The sequence below is a fragment of the Brachybacterium avium genome, assembly GCF_002216795.1.
Lineage (GTDB): Bacteria > Actinomycetota > Actinomycetes > Actinomycetales > Dermabacteraceae > Brachybacterium > Brachybacterium avium.
In genome coordinates this window covers 3397943-3415833 of the sequence record NZ_CP022316.1, presented here as the reverse complement: position 1 = coordinate 3415833, position 17891 = coordinate 3397943, and the positions used below count along the sequence as shown (strand labels likewise).

The window sequence follows — 17891 nt, the reverse complement described above, 5'->3', positions numbered from 1 at the left end:
ACGGATGGGCGCCGCAGGCGGTGCCCGAAGTGTTCAGGTGGCGGGAGCCGCGGTCGGATCCACCAGGATCGTGCCGCTGCTCTCGTCGATGCGCACGGGGAACACCCGCACGGGAAGGACGGCCGGCAGCTGCAGGGGTCGACCTGTGACCAGATCGAACTGGCTGCCGTGCTTCCAGCATTCGATGGTGCATCCCTCGACGTCGCCGTCGCTCAGCGCGATCTCGTCGTGCGAGCAGACGTCCTCGAGGGCGTGGACGCCGCCGTCCTCGTCGCGCACCAGGGCGATCTCGAGGTCGCCGATGGCGACGTCGATGGCCTCGCCGGGGGCGAGGTCCGCCAGGGCGGCGACGGGGACGAAGGCGTCCGACATCAGTTCATGCTCCGTGCGAGCTCGTCCTCGATGGAGGCCGAGAGGCGCTCGCGGATCTCGGGCACGTCGATCTGCTGGATGATCTCGGCGAAGAAGCCGCGCACCACCAGACGACGGGCCTCGATCTCGGGGATGCCGCGGGCACGCAGGTAGAACAGCTGCTCGTCGTCGAAACGACCCGTCGCAGCGGCATGGCCCGCACCCTCGATCTCACCGGTCTCGATCTCGAGGTTCGGCACCGAGTCGGCGCGCGCGCCCTCGGTGAGCACCAGGTTGCGGTTGAGCTCGTAGGTGTTGGTGCCCTCGGCCTCCTTGCGGATCAGCACGTCGCCGACCCACACCGAGCGGGCGTTCTTGCCCTGCAGCGCACCCTTGTAAGCGACGTTGGAGACGCAGTTCGGTGCGCTGTGGTCCACGAAGAGACGGTTCTCGAAGAACTGGTTCTCGTCGGAGAAGTACAGACCCAGCTTCTCGATCTCGCCGCCGGGCGCCGCGTACTCACCGATGGAGTTCAGGCGCACGGCGCTGCCTCCGAGGGTGACCGCGATGTGCTTGAGGCGGGAGTCCCGTCCCACCCGGGAGTGATGGGTGGAGATGTGCACGGCGTCGTCGTCCCAGTCGAGCAGGGTGATGACGGTCATCTGCGCGTTGTCGCCGACGATCATCTCGACGTTCTGCGCGTACTGCGCAGCGCCGCTGTGGTTGAGGATGAACGTCGCCGAGGAGGATTCCTGCGCCTCCAGCACGAGGTGCGCATTGGCACGACGGTCGGCGCCGCGGCCGATCATGTCCACCCGGAACGGCGCATCGTAAGCGGTGTTCTTCTCGGCGACCAGGTGCAGCGCCTGCTCGGTGCGTGCCGAGGCGACGGCGGTGGGGAGGTCCTCGGGCACCAGGACGGTGCCGCGGGGAGCCTCGCCGATCGCGAGCGTCGAGGCCTCGGGAGCTCCCTCAGGGGTGCTGATCTGGTAGTCGACCGCGGGATCGCCCTCGCGATCATCGGTGGCGACATCCTGGAACAGGGCCGCGAAGCGACGCAGCGGGGTGAAGCGCCACTCCTCGATATCGCTCTTGGGGACCTCGTGGTCGGAGACCTCGAAGGAGCGCTTGCGGGCGCCACGGTTCAGTGCGGCGTGGGCAGCGGAGACTTCCTGCCCCGGCAGGGTCAGGTTCTCCTCCTCCAGCTCGGGCGAGGCGACGTCGGAGCCGTCGATCGCGGAGCTGGCGGCGACCGGGGCCGCGCCGGCCGCGTGGCCGACAGCCTCGTTCGCCGTAGGGTCCCCGGCGCTCTCCGCGCCCTTCACATCGGTGGTCGTCATCAACCGACTGCTCCTTCCATCTGCAGCTCGATCAAGCGGTTCAGTTCGAGGGCGTACTCCATCGGGAGCTCGCGCGCGATGGGCTCGATGAACCCGCGCACGATCATGGCCATCGCCTCGGTCTCCTCCATGCCGCGGCTCATCAGGTAGAAGAGCTGCTCCTCGGAGACCTTGGAGACCGTGGCCTCATGGCCCATCTGGACGTCGTCGACGCGGACGTCAACGTAGGGGTAGGTGTCGGTGCGCGAGATGGTGTCCACCAGCAGCGCATCGCACAGCACGGTCGAGGCCGAGTGCTCGGCGCCCGGCATCACCTGGACCAGCCCGCGGTAGGTGCTGCGCCCGCCGCTGCGCGAGACCGACTTCGAGACGATCGAGCTCGAGGTATGCGGTGCCAGGTGCACCATCTTCGAACCGGTGTCCTGGTTCTGGCCCTCGCCGGCGAAGGCGACCGAGAGCGTCTCTCCGCGGGCGTGCTCGCCCATCAGCCAGACGGCCGGGTACTTCATGGTGACCTTGGAGCCGATGTTGCCATCGACCCACTCCATGACACCGCCCTGCTCGACCGTGGTGCGCTTGGTGACCAGGTTGTAGACGTTGTTCGACCAGTTCTGGATCGTCGTGTACCGGACGCGCGCGTCCTTCTTCACGATGATCTCGACGACCGCGCTGTGCAGCGAGTCGGAGTTGTAGATCGGGGCGGTGCAGCCCTCCACGTAGTGCACGTAGGAGCCCTCGTCGGCGATGATCAGCGTCCGCTCGAACTGGCCCATGTTCTCGGTGTTGATCCGGAAGTAGGCCTGCAGCGGGATCTCGACGTGGACGCCCTTGGGGACGTACACGAAGGAGCCGCCGGACCAGACGGCCGTGTTCAGCGCGGAGAACTTGTTGTCACCCGAGGGGATGACGGTGCCGAAGTACTCCTTGAACAGCTCCGGGTGCTCCTTGAGCGCGGTGTCCGTGTCCAGGAAGATGACGCCCTGCTCCTCCAGGTCCTCACGGATCTGGTGGTAGACGACCTCGGACTCGTACTGAGCGGCGACGCCGGCGACGAGGCGCTGCTTCTCCGCCTCGGGGATGCCCAGGCGGTCGTAGGTCTCCTTGATGTCCGCCGGCAGGTCCTCCCAGGAGGTGACCTGCTTCTCGGTGGAGCGGACGAAGTACTTGATGTGGTCGAAGGCGATGCCCGACAGGTCCGGTCCCCAGGTGGGCATCGGCTTCTTGTCGAAGAGCTTGAGCGCCTTCAGGCGGCGCTCGAGCATCCATTCGGGCTCATCCTTGCGGGCCGAGATGTCGCGCACGACGTCCTCGGACAGCCCGCGGCGCGCATTGGCCCCGGCGGAGTCCTCGTCGTGCCAGCCAAAGGCGTACTGGCCCATGGAGTCGATGATCTCGTCCTGCGAGAGCTTTTCTGGTGCGCTCGTCATGGTGTCCTTCCCTCTGTGAGTGGAATGTGTGTCGTGCAGGCGTGGGCGCCCTGCGCCAGGGTGGCGAGGCGTTGGACGGGCGCTCCGATGATGCGGGAGATGGCCCGGGTCTCGGCCTCGCACAGCTCTGGATGATCTGCGGCGACATCGAGAACGGGGCAGTGCCCGTGGCACAGCTGGGCCGTCACGAGCGTACGCGCAGCGGCGCCGGAGTGCGCACCCCTGGCCGGCAGCGGCACATGCAGGGGGCGCGCCGTGGTGGCGTACCCCCGATCGGTGAGCAGCTCGGCGAGCAGCTCGAGCTTGCGCACGGAGGTGACGGTCTCCCCCGCCGCCTCGCGCTGCGCGACCCTCTCGGCGACGGTGCTCTCCCAGTCGGCGATGCGGCGCTCCGCCAGGGCGGTCACCGCATCCTCTCCACCGATCCGAGCGAGCTCGTCCACCGCCATCACGGCCATCTCGTCGTACCCCCCGGGCAGGTCCTCATGCGCGGACTGAGAGAGCACGAAGGACTTGCTGGGGCGGCCGCGGCCGCGAGGGCTGGCCGGCATCACGTGCTCGGCGATGATCCCATCGGCCTCGAGTGCCGCGAGATGACGTCGCACCGCGGCGCTGGTGAGGTCGAAGCGCTCGGCCAGCTGCCGCGCCGTGATCGGGCCGTGGGCGGAGATGTCCTGGACGAGACGCTCGCGCGTGGTCTGCGCGATGCCCGGTGCGGACTCAGATGCGGTCACTGTTGCCTCCTCCCGTCGATGCACAGAATTCATTTTACAACAGAAGGCTTGCCAAATCCCTGCCGTCCGCTGTGTGGCACAGCACCAAGGGTGCCCTTACCAGCCAATTCATGCTCTGCAGCGCAGGAGCGGACCTCCTGCACTTCCATATATATTCACATTCAACTAATATGGCGTCCGTTCCGTATCGCTCCCGGAGCGCCACCGACCCGGAGGACCGCTGATGACCACCCAGGAGAACTCCACCCACGGCTCCTATGTCACGAAGGGGGAATCCTTCGACCGCGACATGTCCTACATCGATGATCGGATCACGCGCGATGGCCGCGACGGCTGGCCCGTCGAGGCCGGTCGCTACCGCCTGATCGCCGCGCGTGCCTGCCCGTGGGCCAATCGCACCCTGATCTCGCGCCGGCTGCTGGGGCTGGAGGACGCGCTCTCCGTGGGCATGCCCGGGCCCACCCATGACAAGCGCTCCTGGACCTTCGACCTCGACGAGGGCGGGGTCGACCCGGTGCTCGGCTACGAACGGCTCCAGCAGGCGTACTTCGCCCGGTTCCCCGACTACCCGCGCGGCATCACGGTGCCCGCCGTCGTGGACGTGCCCAGCAGGGCCGTGGTGACCAATGACTTCCAGCAGATCACCCTCGACTTCACCGCCGAGTGGACCGAGCATCACCGCGACGGCGCCCCGGACCTCTACCCCGTCGCGCAGCGCGCGGAGATCGACGCGCTGAGCAGGTGGATGCTCCATCGTGTGAACAACGGCGTGTACAAGGTCGGCTTCGCCGGCTCGCAGCAGGTCTACGAGGACGAGTTCCGCGCCCTATGGGCCGCCCTCGACGAGCTCGAGGAGCGCCTGGGGCGCAGCCGTTACCTGCTGGGGCCCGCGATCACCGAGGCCGATGTGCGGCTGTTCCCCACGCTGATCCGCTTCGATCCCGTCTACCACGGGCACTTCAAGGCGAACCGGCAGCCGTTGGCGAGCATGCCGAACCTGTGGAACTACACCAAGGACCTGTTCACCACCCCGGGGTTCGGCGACACCGTCGACTTCGAGCAGATCAAGCGCCACTACTACGTCGTGCACGAGGACATCAACCCCACCCAGGTGGTGCCGCTGGGCCCGGACCTGAGCCCGCTGCTCGAGGGCCATGACCGTGACCGCTTCGAGACCGCGACCTGGGGCCCTGAGGGCACCGCACCGCAGCCGCCGCTCGCCGCCGAGGTGGTGGATCCCGCGCACACACCGCTGCACGTGAGCGGCCGCTGAGCCGTCGGGGGCGCCGGCAGGGCACCGCCGAGCTCCCCTGGGCAGGTGACCAGCCGCTCACCTGCGGTGTGCCCTGCAGCCGTTGCGGCCTACGATGGGGCCGCCATGGAAGACACCTCCCCCGCCCTCTTCGCCGACGACCTCACCCTCAGCTTCGGCTCCGTCCGTGCGCTGGACGGGCTGAGTCTGTCCGCCGAGCGCGGCGCGGTCACCGCCCTGCTGGGCCCCAACGGCGCCGGCAAGACGACCGCCATCTCCTGCGCCACCGGGCTGCTGCGTCCCGATGCCGGGGCAGTGCGGGTGCTCGGCGCCGATCCGTGGCGCTCGAGCCCGCAGCACCGGGCACGGGTCGGAGTGATGATCCAGGACGGCGGGCTGACTTCCGGTGCCTCCGCGATCCAGCTGCTGCGCTACGGCGCGAGCCTGCATGCGGCGCCGCTGGATGTCGACGAGGTCGCCGAGCACCTGGGGATCGACGGCTTCGCCCGCACCCTGGTGCGGCGCCTCTCGGGAGGTCAGCGCCAGCGCCTGGCCCTCGCCCTGGCGATCATCGGACGCCCGGATCTGGTGTTCCTGGACGAGCCCACCGCCGGGATGGACCCCTCGATCCGTCGGCGGGTGCGCGAGCTGATCCGCGGCCTCGCCCGGACCGGGACCGCGGTGATCCTCACCACCCATCTGATGGACGACGTGGTGGGACTGGCCGATGCCGTCCGCGTGATCTCCCACGGCCGCGTGCTCGCCTCGGGCACCGTCCAGGACGTGATCAGCGAGCACCGCTCCGCCGACGGCGCTGTGGTGGTCCAGGCCACCGCCACGGGCATCGACCCGGAGACGGTCCCCGCGCTCGAGGCCGATCTGCGCGCCGCCGCCGCGCGGCACGGTGCCCGGCTGGAGATCACCTCCGGCGGCGCGGCCGACCTCGAGAGCGTGCTACTGGACCTGATGGATGCGGACCGCCCGGCCCCGGTCCCGGGCGGATCCGGGATCCCGGGTCCCGGGGACAAAGCTGCGCTCGAGGAGGATCGTCGATGACTGCCCTGCGGGACCCGTCCATCCCGGATTCCACTCCCGGCCGCACCGATCGCACCCCGCGTCCTGCGACGCCGCTGCGCCGGATCCTCGCCCATGCATCGCTGGAGACCCGGATCCTGCTGTCCAACGGGGAGCAGCTCACCGTGGCGATCGCGCTGCCGGCGCTGGTGCTGATCGGTCTGTGGCTGCTCCCGCTGGGGCGTCTGGACGGCGTCCCCGCGGTCGACACCGCGGTCGCGGCGACCTTCGCCACGGCGCTGATCTCCACCTCCTTCACCTCCCAGGCGATCATCACCGGATTCGATCGTCGCAACGGGGTGCTGCGCTGGGTGGCGACGACGCCGCTGGGCCGGGGCGGCTACCTCGCCGGGAAGATCCTGGCCACCCTCGCCACCCATGTGCTGCAGGTGGTGATCCTGGGCATCATCGCCCTGATCATCGGCTGGCGGCCGGATCTGCTGGGCCTGCTCGGCGCGCTCCCGGTCTGGCTGGCGGGCACCATCGCCTTCGGCGCGCTCGGCCTGCTGGTGGCGGGCACCCTGCGCACCGAGGCGGTGCTCGCGGTCTCCAACCTGGTGTTCGTGCTGCTGATCGCCGTGGGCGGCATCGCCTTCCCGACCTCGGCCTATCCCCGGATCCTGGGGGGCCTGGTGGACCTGCTGCCCTCGGGCGCCCTGGGCGAGCTGCTGCGGGCCTGCCTGGCCTCCGGGCCCTTCTCCCTCGGCTCCGCCCTGGTGCTGGTCGTCTGGGCCGTGGCCGGGGTGCTCGCCGTCGTGCGCTGGTTCCGGTGGACGGACAGCTGAGACACGCCCCGCCCGGGCGGGTCGCTCACCCTCGGCCAGGAGCGGGTGCGGCGTCCGTCGCATCCGGCCCCGGAGCCCAGCGAACTCCCGGTCGGAGAATCTAGACTCGACCCATGTCCCGCCCCCTCGATTCCGCGACACGCCTGCCCGAGCGACAGGGCCGCATCACCACGCTGCCCGACCGCCGTCTGTCGTCCTGGGGCCCGCAGCGCCGGGCTCGGCTGGCCGCCATCGTGTTCTGGGGAACCTCCTCAGCCAGGTGGGCATCATCCTCTCCGGCGCCGCGGTGCGGCTGACGAGCAGCGGTCTGGGCTGCTCCACCTGGCCCAACTGCAAGCCCGGCCAGTTCACCCCGGAGCTGACCATGGCCTCCGGCATCCACCCGTTCGTGGAGTTCGGGAACCGGACCCTGACCGGGGTGCTGAGCATCTTCGCGATCGCGGTGCTGCTGGTGACCTGGCGCTGGTTGGGGCACAAGGGCGCCGGTTTCCGCCGCCTGGCCTGGATACCGCTGATCGGCACCGCGCTGCAGGCGATGATCGGCGCCTTCGTGGTCTGGCTCGATCTGCATCCCGGGCTGGTCAGCCCGCATTTCCTGATCTCTCCGCTGCTGGGTGCCGTCTCGATGGTGCTGCTGGTGCGGCTGTACGACGGTGATGGACGCATGCACCTCGCAGTGCCCGCCCGGGCGATGAGGGTGTTCGTCCCGCTGGCGGCGGTGGGCTTCGTGGTCCTGGTGCTGGGCACGATCGTCACCGGGACGGGGCCCCATTCCGGGGATGCCGGGGACGTCACCCGGATCGCCCTGAACCCGATGATCGCCGCCCGGATGCACGCGGTCGCGGTCTACGTCTTCTGCGCGCTGCTCGCCGCGCTGCTGGTGGTCCTGCACCGTTCCCATGCCCGCCGGGAGGCGATCGTCGCCGCCTGGTGGCTGGTGGCGCTCACGCTCGCGCAGGGCATCGTCGGCTACATCCAGTACTTCCTCGGCCTGCCCGAGCTGGTGGTGTTCTTCCACATGATCGGTGCAGCCCTGTTCGCCGCGACCATCGCCTGGGTGGGTGCCCGGCTGGTCACCTGGCAGGACGCCGGCTCCCCCGCCACGGCCACGCACCTGACCCACGACTCCACGGAGGCACGATGATCCTCGGCCGACGCCGCCGCAGCTCGACGCAGGAGCTGCCCACCCTCGAGCAGGCACGCCCGGCGGGCGAGTTCGTCGCGTCCGTGCTCTCCCATCTGCGCGAGGAGGTGGAGGTGGGTTGGAATCTGCTCGAGGTCGACGCGGAGGCGCACCGGTTGATCCGCGACGCCGGGGCGACCAGCTGCTACCTCGACTACCACCCCGTCTTCGGGGCCTCGCCCTTCGGCCACGTCATCTGCACCTCCCTCAACGACGGCGTGCTCCACGGTCGCCCCTATGACCGGGTGCTGGCCGACGGCGACCTGCTCTCCCTGGACTTCGCGGTCGAGGTCGAGGGGTGGGTCGCGGACTCCTGCCTGTCGATCACCGTGGGAACGCCCCGCGAGGAGGATCAGCAGCTGATCCGCGACACCGAGCAGGTGATGTGGGCCGGCATCGATCAGGTGCGGGCCGGGAACACCGTCGGGGACATCGGGCACGCGGTCATGAACGAGGCGCATGCACTCGGCTATTCGATCAACGACCGCTTCGGCGGCCACGGCGTCGGACGCACCATGCACGAGGCTCCCTTCGTGCCCAATCACGGCACCCCCGGGGGCGGCATCGAGCTGTTCGCCGGCCAGCTGATCACGGTCGAGCCCTTCCTGGTGCCGACCACCTCCGAGCTGCGGGTCGATGAGCGCGACGGCTGGACCCAGCTCTCGGTCGACGGCTCCCGCGGCGCCCATGCGGAGCACACGATGCAGATCACCGATGGTGCACCGATCATCCTCACCGCCCGGCCGGACGACCCCTCCCCGCGCAGCTCCCTGAGCTGAGCGGCAGGGGTCAGCCGGGTCCCCGGGCGCTCCCGCCCCGTGGCCCGCCGCTCAGGAGCCCGGGAGCAGGCCGCGCAGGCTCGCGACGATGCCGGGCGCGTCCAGACCCTGGGCCGCGAGGATCCCGGCGCGCTTGCCCTGCGGGATGAACTCCGCCTCGATGCCGAGCGTCCGCAGCACCGGGCCCGGGGCCGCGAGCGTGGCCCGGCGGGCGAGCCGGGTGCCGATCACTGCTCCGATCCCGTTTTCGGCGAGACCGTCCTCGAGGGTGACGACCGCCCGGGACGACGCGGCCAGATCCAGGACGTCCTCCCCCAGCGGTAGGGCGCGGACCGGGTCGAGAACCAGGACGTTCAGATCACCATGGCTGCGGGAGAGCTCGCCGGCCGCGTCGACGGCGTGCGCGGCGAGGGCCCCGATCGAGATCAACAGGATGTCGATGGGCGCGTCTGCGTCCCCTGCCAGCACGTCGCCGGCGGGCAGCTGCGCGAGGGCGGGAAGCTCCGGGGGGCAGGCACCCTTGGGGAAGCGCACGAGCGAGGGCCCGGAGGTCGCCAGGGCGGCGGGAACCGCGGCCTCGAGCTGAGCGGCGTCCCGCGGCGCCCATAGGGAGAGCCCGGGCACCGTCGTGGCGAGGGCGAGATCCCAGATTCCGTGATGGCTGGGGCCGTCGTCGCCGGTGACCCCGGCTCGGTCCAGGGTGATCGTGACGTCCTCCCGGTGCAGGGCGACGTCGAGCAGGAGCTGATCCAGCGCCCGGTTCAGGAAGGTGGCATAGAGGGAGACGACGGGCCGGCGCCCGCCGGCGGAGAGCCCGGCGGCGGTATCGAGGGCGAGCTGCTCGGCGATGCCCACGTCGAGCACCCGCTCCGGCATCTCCTGCTGCATCGGAGTGAGGCCGACGGGGTCGACCATCGCGGCGCTGAGCGCGACCACACGCTCGTCGGCGCGGGCGGCGGCGAGCACGGCGGCCCCCAGCCGCGAGGTCCAGGTCGGTGCGGCGGGCTGCGAGGCCTGCTCCACCTCGAGGGAGAAGGGGCCGGTGGCGTGCCATTGGTCCACGGCGTCGGCCTCCGCGCGGGCGAAACCGGCACCCTTGCGGGTGATGACGTGGAGGAGCACCCCTGCGCGCTGAGGATCCTCGGCCGCCCGGCGCGCTGCCGCCATGGCCTCGGCGAGGGCATCGAGGTCGTGTCCGTCGACCGGTCCGAGGTAGGTGAGCCCGAGAGCGGTGAACATGTCCTGCCCGGCCCGGATCCGCCCACCGCGCAGCGCCGCGAGGTGCTCGGCGATGCCGCCGACGGTCGGGGCGTAGGAGCGGGTGTTGTCGTTGAGCACCACGACGGTGCGGGAGCCGCGATCCGCCGCCAGCAGGTTCAGGGCCTCCAACCCCACTCCCCCGGTGAGCGCGCCGTCCCCGATGACGGCGATGGCGGCCCCCTCGGATCCGGCGAACCGGTGGGCGCGGTCCAGGCCGTGGGCCCAGGCGATCGACCCCGACGCATGGGAGTTCTCCACCAGGTCGTGGACGGACTCACCACGATCCGGGTAGCCGGAGACACCGCCCGCGGTCCGCAGCCCGTCCAGCTCGGCGCGGCCGGTGAGCATCTTGTGCACGTAGGCCTGGTGGCCGGTGTCGAAGACGATCGGCTCGGCCGGGGAGCGGAACTCACGGTGCAGCGCGATCGTCAGCTCGACGACTCCCAGATTGGGGCCCAGATGACCGCCGCTGCGCGAGCAGATCTCCACCAGGCGCCGCCGCAGCGTGCGGGCGAGCCCGCTCAGCTGCTCGGCCGGCAGTGCCCGCAGTGCATCCGGATCCGTGCTGATCGGGACCTCCGCCGCTGTCGCCGTCGGGGCCGACGGCATCACCGCGCCGACCCTGCGGGTCGGCGCGACAGGGCGCTGTTCGGTGGTGGACACGCGTGGGCCTCCCTCCGGGACGGGGCCGGAACACGCTCAGGCTACGTCCTCATGACCTGTGTCGACGCGAGGCATGGTCACATCTGTGCATACCTTCACCGGGGATTCACGGGAGTCGGCGGCGGTGTGCATCAGCGTGCAGAGCGTCCGCGCATCGGTGCGGGACTAGGGGCGTGAGGCCCTTGCCCCGGCCCGGGACGCCACGGCGCCCCGACCCAGAGGGCCGGGGCGCCGGAGGCGACGGGTCAGGGACCCCTCGCGCCGCTGGTGTCAGGTGATCAGGAGGCGACCAGGGACCGCAGCACGTACTGCAGGATGCCGCCGTTGCGGAAGTACTCCGCCTCGCCGGGGGTGTCGATGCGGACGACCGCGTCGAACCGGACCGAGGCACCGTCGTCCTTGGTGGCGACGACCTCGACGGTCTTGGGGACCGAGCCCTCGTTCATCGCGGTCACACCGGTGACCGAGAAGGTCTCCGTGCCGTCCAGTCCCAGCGACTCGGCGCTCTCGCCGTCGGGGAACTGCAGGGGCAGCACGCCCATGCCGATGAGGTTCGAGCGGTGGATGCGCTCGAAGCTCTCGGCGATGACGACCTCGACGCCCAGGAGCTTGGTGCCCTTGGCCGCCCAGTCGCGGGAGGAACCGGTGCCGTACTCCTTGCCGGCGAGGACCACCAGCGGGATGTCCTGCTCGGCGTAGGCCTGGGCCGCGTCGTAGATGAACTCCTGCTCACCGGTCAGGAAGTTCTTCGTGTACCCGCCCTCGACACCGTCCAGCAGCTGGTTCCGGATACGGATGTTCGCGAAGGTGCCACGGATCATGATCTCGTGGTTGCCGCGGCGCGAGCCGTAGGAGTTGAAGTCCTTGCGAGCCACCCCGTGATCCTGCAGGTAGCGACCGGCCGGGGAGTCCAGCTTGATCGACCCGGCGGGCGAGATGTGGTCGGTGGTGGTGGAGTCCCCGACCTTGACCAGCACACGGGCATCGGAGATGTCGGTGAGGGGCTCCGGCTTCTCCCCCATGCCCTCGAAGTACGGGGGCTTGCGCACGTAGGTGGATTCGGTGTCCCACTCGAAGGTCGCACCCTCGGGGGTCTCCAGGCTCCGCCAGCGGTCATCGCCGGTGAAGACGTCCTTGTAGTCCTCGGTGAACATCTCCTGGGAGATCGATTCCGCGATGACCTTCTCCACCTCGGTGGGGTTGGGCCAGATGTCGCGCAGGAAGACGTCCCCGCCGTCCTTGTCGGTGCCCAGCGGGTCGTTCTCGAAGTCGAAGTCCATCGTGCCTGCGAGCGCGTAGGCGATGACCAGCGGCGGGGAGGCCAGGTAGTTCATCTTCACGTCGGGGTTGATGCGGCCCTCGAAGTTGCGGTTGCCCGAGAGCACCGCAGTGACGGCGAGGTCCTTCTCGGCGATCGCGTCGGAGATCTCAGGTGCCAGCGGACCGGAGTTGCCGATGCAGGTGGTGCAGCCATAGCCGACCAGGTGGAAGCCGAGCGACTCCAGAGCTGGCCAGAGGCCCGCCTTGGTGTAGTAGTTCGTGACCACCTGGGAGCCGGGCGCCATGGAGGTCTTCACCCACGGCTTGGCGACCAGTCCACGGTCCACCGCGTTCTGCGCGAGCAGGCCGGCGGCCATCATCACCGACGGGTTCGAGGTGTTGGTGCACGAGGTGATCGAGGCGATCGAGACGATGCCGTGGTCGATCGAGAAGTCCTCGCCCGCGACCTGGATCGGGTTCGAGGCGCGGCCGGCGACATGCTGGTGCTCGGGGGCGGAGCCGCCGGAGTCGTTGTCCGAGCCCTGGCTCGCCGGGTCCGACGCCGGGAAGGTGCCGGCCTCGTCCCCACCGTTGGCGGAGACGTCGTGGTGGCCGGCGTAGGACGGCAGCACCTCGCGGAAGGACTCCTTGGCCTTGGTCAGCACGATGCGGTCCTGCGGGCGCTTCGGGCCGGCGATCGAGGGCACCACGGTGGACAGGTCCAGCTCGAGGTACTCCGAGTACACGGGCTCCTTCGACGGATCGTGCCACAGACCCTGGCGCTTGGCGTAGGTCTCGACCAGCGCGAGCTGCTCCTCGGAGCGACCGGTGAGCCGCATGTAGTCGACCGTCACCTCATCGATCGGGAAGATCGCGCAGGTGGAGCCGAACTCGGGGCTCATGTTGCCGATGGTGGCACGGTTGGCCAGCGGCACCTGGGCGACGCCCTCGCCGTAGAACTCGACGAACTTGCCCACCGCGCCGTGGTCGCGGAGCATCTCGGTGATCGTGAGCACCACGTCGGTGGCGGTCGCGGCCGCAGGGATCTCGCCGGTGAGCTTGAAGCCGACCACGCGCGGGATCAGCATGGAGACCGGCTGGCCGAGCATCGCGGCCTCGGCCTCGATGCCGCCGACTCCCCAGCCCAGCACGCCCAGCCCGTTGACCATGGTGGTGTGGGAGTCGGTGCCGACGCAGGAGTCGGGGTACGCGCGGAGCACGGACCCGTTCCCTGCCTCGTTCGGGACCTCGCGGGTCATGACCGTGCGGGCCAGGTACTCGATGTTGACCTGGTGGACGATGCCGGTGCCCGGGGGCACGACCTTGAAGTCGTCGAAGGCGGTCTGACCCCAGCGCAGGAACTGGTAGCGCTCGCGGTTGCGCTCGTACTCGAGCTCCATGTTCTTCTCGAGCGCGTCCAGGCGACCGGCCACGTCGATCATCACCGAGTGGTCGATGACCATCTCGGCGGGGGCCAGCGGGTTGATCTTCTCCGGGTCGCCGCCGAGATCCTGCATCGCCTCGCGCATGGTGGCGAGGTCGACGACGCAGGGCACGCCGGTGAAGTCCTGCATGATCACGCGGCCCGGGGTGAACTGGATCTCGACCGACGGATCGGCCTCGGGGTCCCAGCTCGCCAGGGCGCGCACGTGATCGGCGGTGATGTTCGCGCCGTCCTCCGTGCGCAGCAGGTTCTCCAGCAGGATCTTGAGGCTGTAGGGAAGCTTCTCGGCGCCCTCCACGGCATCGAGCGCGTAGATCTCGTAGTCGGTCCCGCCGACGGTGAGATCCTGTTTCGCGGCGAATGAGTCGACAGTGCTCATCAGGCGAACTCCTTTGGTGTTGAGGTGACCCCTCCATCGTAGGCGCGTCGGCCGCCGGAGGCGGGCAAACGCCCACCTCGCTGCAGACCGATGCCCGCGCAGGTCATCGGAGGGTCCATCGGGCGAACCCGATAGTTATCTTGAAGTCAAGATAAATAATACCATGACGTGCCCCTGTGTCCTGACAGGCTGTCAGCTGCCGCCGACGCGGCGTGCGCATCCCTGCCGGCGGCGGGGGTCAGCCTGCTGCGCGCTCGAGCACTGCGACCGATTCGATGTGGTGGGTGTGGGGGAAGAGGTCGAAGGCGCGCAGGTCCGCGATCCGCCATCCCTGCTTCTCGATCGCGGCCAGATCGCGGGCGAGGGTCGAGGGCTCGCAGGAGACGTACACGATCCGCTGCCGCACCGTCCGGGCGAGCAGGCCCATCAGCTCGACCCCGGCACCGCTGCGCGGCGGATCCAGCACCACGGCGTCGACACCCCCGCGCCGGGCCCGGACCCAATCGGTGACGTCGGCGGTGGCCGTGGTGGCCTGCGGCAGGTCCTCGAGGTTCTCCGCCGCGAGCTGGGAGGCGCGACGGTTCCCCTCCACGGAGACCACCGAGCCCTCGGGGCCCACCTGGTCCGCGGCGACCGCGCCGAAGAGTCCGACTCCCCCGTAGAGATCCCAGGCGCTGCCTCCGTGCGGCGCCTGCAGCGACACCTCGACCACGTCGGCCAGCAGTTCGGCGGCACGCCGATGCGACTGCCAGAACCCGGTCGCGCCGACAGTGAACATCCGCTCCCCGACCCGCTCGTGGACGGTGCCGTCGCCGCGCAGCGGGACCATCTCCCGGGCGGTGCGCACCGCGACGTCCGCCTCGCCCCAGGATTCCGGGATCTGCACCGCAGCGGGGTCCAGCTCACGCCCGATCAGGACCACTGAGGCCGGTCCGGCCGACGGCGCCACGGCATCGATCGCCTCGGTGCCCAGGGGCGCAGTCCATTCCCCCAGACGCAGGTCGCGGATGGCCTGGGCGGACAGCGGGTCCATCCCCACCGGGCGCACAGCGTGGGAGCGCCAGCCGCGCATGCCGACGCGCCCGTCGGTGTCCACGGCGTAGCGGACGCGCGTGCGCCAGGCCAGGCCGTCGGCGTCATGCGGCGCGGGCTCGACCTGCACCTGCTCGATCGGGAAGGAGCTCACCCCGGCGCGGCGCAGCAGCTCCTGCATCACCTCGCTGGCGATCCGGCGCTGCGCGGGCAGTGCGATGTGGGCCCATTCCGCACCGCCGACGCCGTCGACCCCGGCATGCCCCCAGACGGAGGGGACGCGGTCCACCCCGGCCTCGAGCACGTCCAGCGCCTCGGCGCGCCAGAAGCGCGCATCGGGCTTGTCGCGCGGGTCCTCGAGCAGGCGCGCGGTGACGGTCTCCCCCGGCGCGGTGCCTCGCACGAACACGACCCGGCCCTCGTGGCGGGCCACGAAGGTGCCGCCGGCAGCAGGAGGGCCGACGGTCAGGGTGAGGAGGCGATCGCCAAGGGCGGGCTCGCTCTGGATCCGTTCGGCATCCGGGCTCATCGGACACTCTCCTCCCGTCCGAGTCGGGGATGACAAGGACCGTGGCTGCTCGTACAGATGGTGGGACCCGGCTGCAGGTGGATGCTCACGGGACCGTGGCCCCCATTGTCTCATTCCGTGGACCGTCCTCGAGCACGCAGCGCGGCGAGGCGACCGCTCGGCGGATCAGTCGTGATCCCGGCGGGCCAGGAGCCCGCGGTGCATGAGCCAGACCAGGTAGGCGATCACGGCGAAGGCCGGCAGCCCCATCGCGATCTTCGCCGCACCGAGGGCGGCCACCTGCCCGGTCAGCAGCAGGGGCAGCTGGACGCCGAGCTTCGCGGTATACAGGAGGACGAACAGGAGGGTCGCGCGGGTGTAGACGCGACGGGCGTCGGGGTCCTGCGCCCAGTCCTTCACGCGCGGGTCGAGCAGTCCCACCAGCAGTCCCACCAGGGGGCGGCGGAGAGCCATGGAGGCCAGGAGCACCAGCAGCGCGACGGCATTGGTGACGATCCCGGGCCAGTAGAAGTCCGAGCCCTCGCCGGAGCGGATCGCCAGCACGGCACCGAGAGCGGCGCCGACCAGTCCGCCGAGAACGGTGCTGAGGCTCTGGCGCTGCACGATGCGGGCGATCAGCAGCACCACCACCACGGCGGTCGCAGCCACGGCGGCGATCATCACCGAGCGGGTGGCGACGAAGAGCACGACGAACAGCAGCGTCGGCAGCGCCGATTCGATGATGCCGCGTGGGCCTCCGATGGCGTCGGCGACCGAGAACTCCTCCTCCTGGAGGACGGCGCCCAGTCCGCTGCGCCGCTCACCGGCGCCGGCCGGTGCCGGGCTCGGGAGGAGGGCGGCTCCTGTGCGGGGCGCGGTTCCTGTGGGGAGCGCGGTTCCTGCGAGGCGTGCGGCTCCTGTGAGGCGTGCGGCTCCTTCTGCGACGGCGCCTGGCGGGGACGGACCGGATCCTGCGCGGCGGGGCTCATCCGACCTCGGTGATCTCGGGGCCGCGAGCCAGCGGGTCCAGCGGTCCGGACCGGATCTGGTCCAATCCGGGGTGCTCGCCGGGCAGGTGCAGCGGGATCAGCTCCTGCGGCGCCATCGCACCCGTGCCGCGCACGACGACCAGTCGGGACAGGAGGGTCTCGAAGCGACGGGACTGCTCGGAGTCGCCGAGTGCCTTGCCGGTGAGGATCGCGCGGAGGAACCAGCGCCTCCCGTCGATGCCGATGAACCGCGCCGGCCGGTAGCCGGTGCGTCCGTCGGCCCGTTTGACCGGCAGTCGGGTGATCAGCTCGGTGCCGAAGGCTCCGGAACGGGTCTCGGCGGTACCGCCCTGGGTGACGACGGAGTCCCGCAGCGAGCGGCGCACGTCCTCCCACAGTCCCCGGGACTTGGGGGCCGCGAACGCCTGGACCTGCAGCGAGGACCCTCCGAGGACCAGGTTCGCTCCGGTGACCGCACTGCTGCGCTGGTCCACCTCCATCCGCAGCTCCATCCCGTCGATGGTCGGGACCTGCAGCCCGCCGAGGTCGATGCGCTCCTCGTCCGGGGCCTCGGCCTCATCGAAGGGGCCGTCCTCGAGATGCTCACCGCGGGGACTCGGCTCACCCCCGGCCCGCTCCTCGTCACGGTCCTCCTCGGGCTCCTGCGGCGCGAGGTCCTCGCCCTGGCCGGGCAGCTCCTCCTCGCCCTGCTCGGGCGTGCGCTCGTCACGGGGGTCGAGCTCGTCGCCCGTCTCCGCCCGATTCCGCTTCTTGCGGGAGAACAGTCCCATGGTCATCCCTCCGTGGTCTCGTGGTCTCCGGCCGTGGCGCCGCCCCCGCCGAAGCCGCCGCTGGAGCCGAAGCCGGCACCGGCCCGGGCGGTCGCCTCCAGGTCCTCGACCTCGTCCAGGCGCGGAGCGAGGAAGGGCACCACCACCAGCTGTGCGATGCGGTCCCCGACGTGCACATCGAAGGGCTCCGACAGATCGGTGTTGTGCAGGGCGACCTTGATCGGTCCCCGATAACCCGCGTCCACGATACCGGGGCCGTTGAGCACGGTGATGCCGTGCCGGGCGGCGAGGCCCGAGCGGGGGCACACCATCCCGACGGTCCCGGGGGGCAGCGCGAGGGCGAGGCCCGTGTCCACCAGGGCGCGCCCGCCGGCGGGGATCACGACCTCCTCGGCGCTGGCCAGGTCCAGGCCGGCGTCCTCGGGGTGTGCGCGATGGGGCATGGGCACCGCCTCGCTGCGGCGGATCCGCAGAGCGGGTGCATCAGGGGCGGATCCGGGGTCCGCACCCCCGGAGAGGGTGTCAACGTGATCGACAGGCATGGCCCCAGACTATGTCGTCCCCGGCACTCGCATCCAGCCGCCTCGGAGGTTGCCGGGCAGCGGATCCGTCGAGCCGGTTCCCATGCGGTGCGTGAGAC

Annotated in this window: 15 protein-coding genes; 5 read left to right on the top strand and 10 right to left on the bottom strand. The window is 70.5% G+C overall.

Annotated elements, in window-relative coordinates:
• Window positions 1–33: 33 nt before the first annotated feature.
• Genes CFK39_RS15280 through CFK39_RS15265 form a run of 4 tightly spaced genes read right to left on the bottom strand, consistent with a single transcriptional unit; the run spans window position 34 to window position 3852 of the window.
• Window positions 34–372 carry a non-heme iron oxygenase ferredoxin subunit gene (locus CFK39_RS15280; RefSeq protein WP_089066180.1) on the bottom strand — a complete coding sequence of 113 codons (339 nt, stop codon included), beginning with the start codon at window positions 370–372 and terminating at the stop codon, window positions 34–36.
• Window positions 372–1691 carry a Fe-S cluster assembly protein SufD gene (sufD, locus tag CFK39_RS15275; RefSeq protein ID WP_089066179.1) on the bottom strand — a complete coding sequence of 440 codons (1320 nt, stop codon included), beginning with the start codon at window positions 1689–1691 and terminating at the stop codon, window positions 372–374. The genes CFK39_RS15280 and sufD overlap by 1 nt, the downstream gene beginning before the upstream one ends.
• Complete coding sequence (sufB, locus tag CFK39_RS15270) at window positions 1691–3118, bottom strand: Fe-S cluster assembly protein SufB (protein WP_089066178.1); 1428 nt, start codon at window positions 3116–3118, stop codon at window positions 1691–1693. The genes sufD and sufB overlap by 1 nt, the downstream gene beginning before the upstream one ends.
• Complete coding sequence (locus CFK39_RS15265) at window positions 3115–3852, bottom strand: helix-turn-helix transcriptional regulator (protein ID WP_089066177.1); 738 nt, start codon at window positions 3850–3852, stop codon at window positions 3115–3117. The genes sufB and CFK39_RS15265 overlap by 4 nt, the downstream gene beginning before the upstream one ends.
• Before the next feature lie 223 nt (window positions 3853–4075).
• On the opposite strand from CFK39_RS15265, the gene CFK39_RS15260 reads away from it, so the two are divergent.
• The 5 genes from CFK39_RS15260 to map all read left to right on the top strand — a co-directional run bounded on the left by CFK39_RS15260 (window position 4076) and on the right by map (window position 8925).
• Window positions 4076–5125: a glutathione S-transferase family protein gene (locus CFK39_RS15260; protein ID WP_089066176.1), complete on the top strand. Its 1050-nt coding sequence runs from the start codon at window positions 4076–4078 to the stop codon at window positions 5123–5125.
• Window positions 5126–5230: 105 nt separating this feature from the next.
• The gene (locus CFK39_RS15255; protein ID WP_245822730.1) at window positions 5231–6160 is read left to right on the top strand and encodes an ABC transporter ATP-binding protein; all 930 of its coding nucleotides are present in this window, start codon (window positions 5231–5233) and stop codon (window positions 6158–6160) included.
• Window positions 6157–6963, top strand: a complete 807-nt coding sequence (locus CFK39_RS15250; RefSeq protein WP_089066175.1) for an ABC transporter permease — start codon at window positions 6157–6159, stop codon at window positions 6961–6963. Before CFK39_RS15255 ends, CFK39_RS15250 begins: the two co-directional genes overlap by 4 nt.
• Window positions 6964–7222: 259 nt before the next feature.
• Window positions 7223–8107 (top strand): COX15/CtaA family protein, encoded by an 885-nt coding sequence (locus CFK39_RS15245; protein WP_245822729.1) that lies wholly within the window; start codon window positions 7223–7225, stop codon window positions 8105–8107.
• Window positions 8104–8925, top strand: a complete 822-nt coding sequence (map, locus tag CFK39_RS15240; protein ID WP_089066174.1) for a type I methionyl aminopeptidase — start codon at window positions 8104–8106, stop codon at window positions 8923–8925. The genes CFK39_RS15245 and map overlap by 4 nt, the downstream gene beginning before the upstream one ends.
• Before the next feature lie 51 nt (window positions 8926–8976).
• On the opposite strand, the gene CFK39_RS15235 is transcribed toward map, so the two are convergent.
• The 6 genes from CFK39_RS15235 to dut form a co-directional block, all read right to left on the bottom strand.
• Complete coding sequence (locus CFK39_RS15235; RefSeq protein WP_245822727.1) at window positions 8977–10848, bottom strand: 1-deoxy-D-xylulose-5-phosphate synthase; 1872 nt, start codon at window positions 10846–10848, stop codon at window positions 8977–8979.
• Window positions 10849–11126: 278 nt separating this feature from the next.
• A complete protein-coding gene (gene acnA / locus CFK39_RS15230; RefSeq protein WP_089066173.1) occupies window positions 11127–13931 on the bottom strand; it encodes an aconitate hydratase AcnA in 2805 nt (934 codons plus the stop codon).
• Between the two features lie 238 nt (window positions 13932–14169).
• Window positions 14170–15492, bottom strand: a complete 1323-nt coding sequence (locus CFK39_RS15225; RefSeq protein ID WP_089066172.1) for a class I SAM-dependent RNA methyltransferase — start codon at window positions 15490–15492, stop codon at window positions 14170–14172.
• 165 nt (window positions 15493–15657) lie between these two features.
• Window positions 15658–16179 (bottom strand): DUF3159 domain-containing protein, encoded by a 522-nt coding sequence (locus tag CFK39_RS15220; protein WP_245822726.1) that lies wholly within the window; start codon window positions 16177–16179, stop codon window positions 15658–15660.
• Between the two features lie 277 nt (window positions 16180–16456).
• Window positions 16457–17257, bottom strand: coding sequence for a DUF3710 domain-containing protein (locus CFK39_RS15215; RefSeq protein ID WP_245822724.1), 801 nt, complete (start codon window positions 17255–17257; stop codon window positions 16457–16459).
• The gene (gene dut / locus CFK39_RS15210) at window positions 17254–17793 is read right to left on the bottom strand and encodes a dUTP diphosphatase (RefSeq protein ID WP_089066169.1); all 540 of its coding nucleotides are present in this window, start codon (window positions 17791–17793) and stop codon (window positions 17254–17256) included. The genes CFK39_RS15215 and dut overlap by 4 nt, the downstream gene beginning before the upstream one ends.
• Between the last annotated feature and the right edge of the window lie 98 nt (window positions 17794–17891).

Bases quoted from the DNA above. Each gene is read 5' to 3' on its own strand.
- CFK39_RS15280 (WP_089066180.1), bottom strand. From the start codon at position 372: ATGTCGGACGCCTTCGTCCCCGTCGCCGCCCTGGCGGACCTCGCCCCC.
- sufD (WP_089066179.1), bottom strand. From the start codon at position 1,691: ATGACGACCACCGATGTGAAGGGCGCGGAGAGCGCCGGGGACCCTACG.
- sufB (WP_089066178.1), bottom strand. From the start codon at position 3,118: ATGACGAGCGCACCAGAAAAGCTCTCGCAGGACGAGATCATCGACTCC.
- CFK39_RS15260 (WP_089066176.1), top strand. From the start codon at position 4,076: ATGACCACCCAGGAGAACTCCACCCACGGCTCCTATGTCACGAAGGGG.
- CFK39_RS15255 (WP_245822730.1), top strand. From the start codon at position 5,231: ATGGAAGACACCTCCCCCGCCCTCTTCGCCGACGACCTCACCCTCAGC.
- CFK39_RS15250 (WP_089066175.1), top strand. From the start codon at position 6,157: ATGACTGCCCTGCGGGACCCGTCCATCCCGGATTCCACTCCCGGCCGC.
- map (WP_089066174.1), top strand. From the start codon at position 8,104: ATGATCCTCGGCCGACGCCGCCGCAGCTCGACGCAGGAGCTGCCCACC.
- acnA (WP_089066173.1), bottom strand. From the start codon at position 13,931: ATGAGCACTGTCGACTCATTCGCCGCGAAACAGGATCTCACCGTCGGC.
- CFK39_RS15225 (WP_089066172.1), bottom strand. From the start codon at position 15,492: ATGAGCCCGGATGCCGAACGGATCCAGAGCGAGCCCGCCCTTGGCGAT.
- CFK39_RS15215 (WP_245822724.1), bottom strand. From the start codon at position 17,257: ATGACCATGGGACTGTTCTCCCGCAAGAAGCGGAATCGGGCGGAGACG.
- dut (WP_089066169.1), bottom strand. From the start codon at position 17,793: ATGCCTGTCGATCACGTTGACACCCTCTCCGGGGGTGCGGACCCCGGA.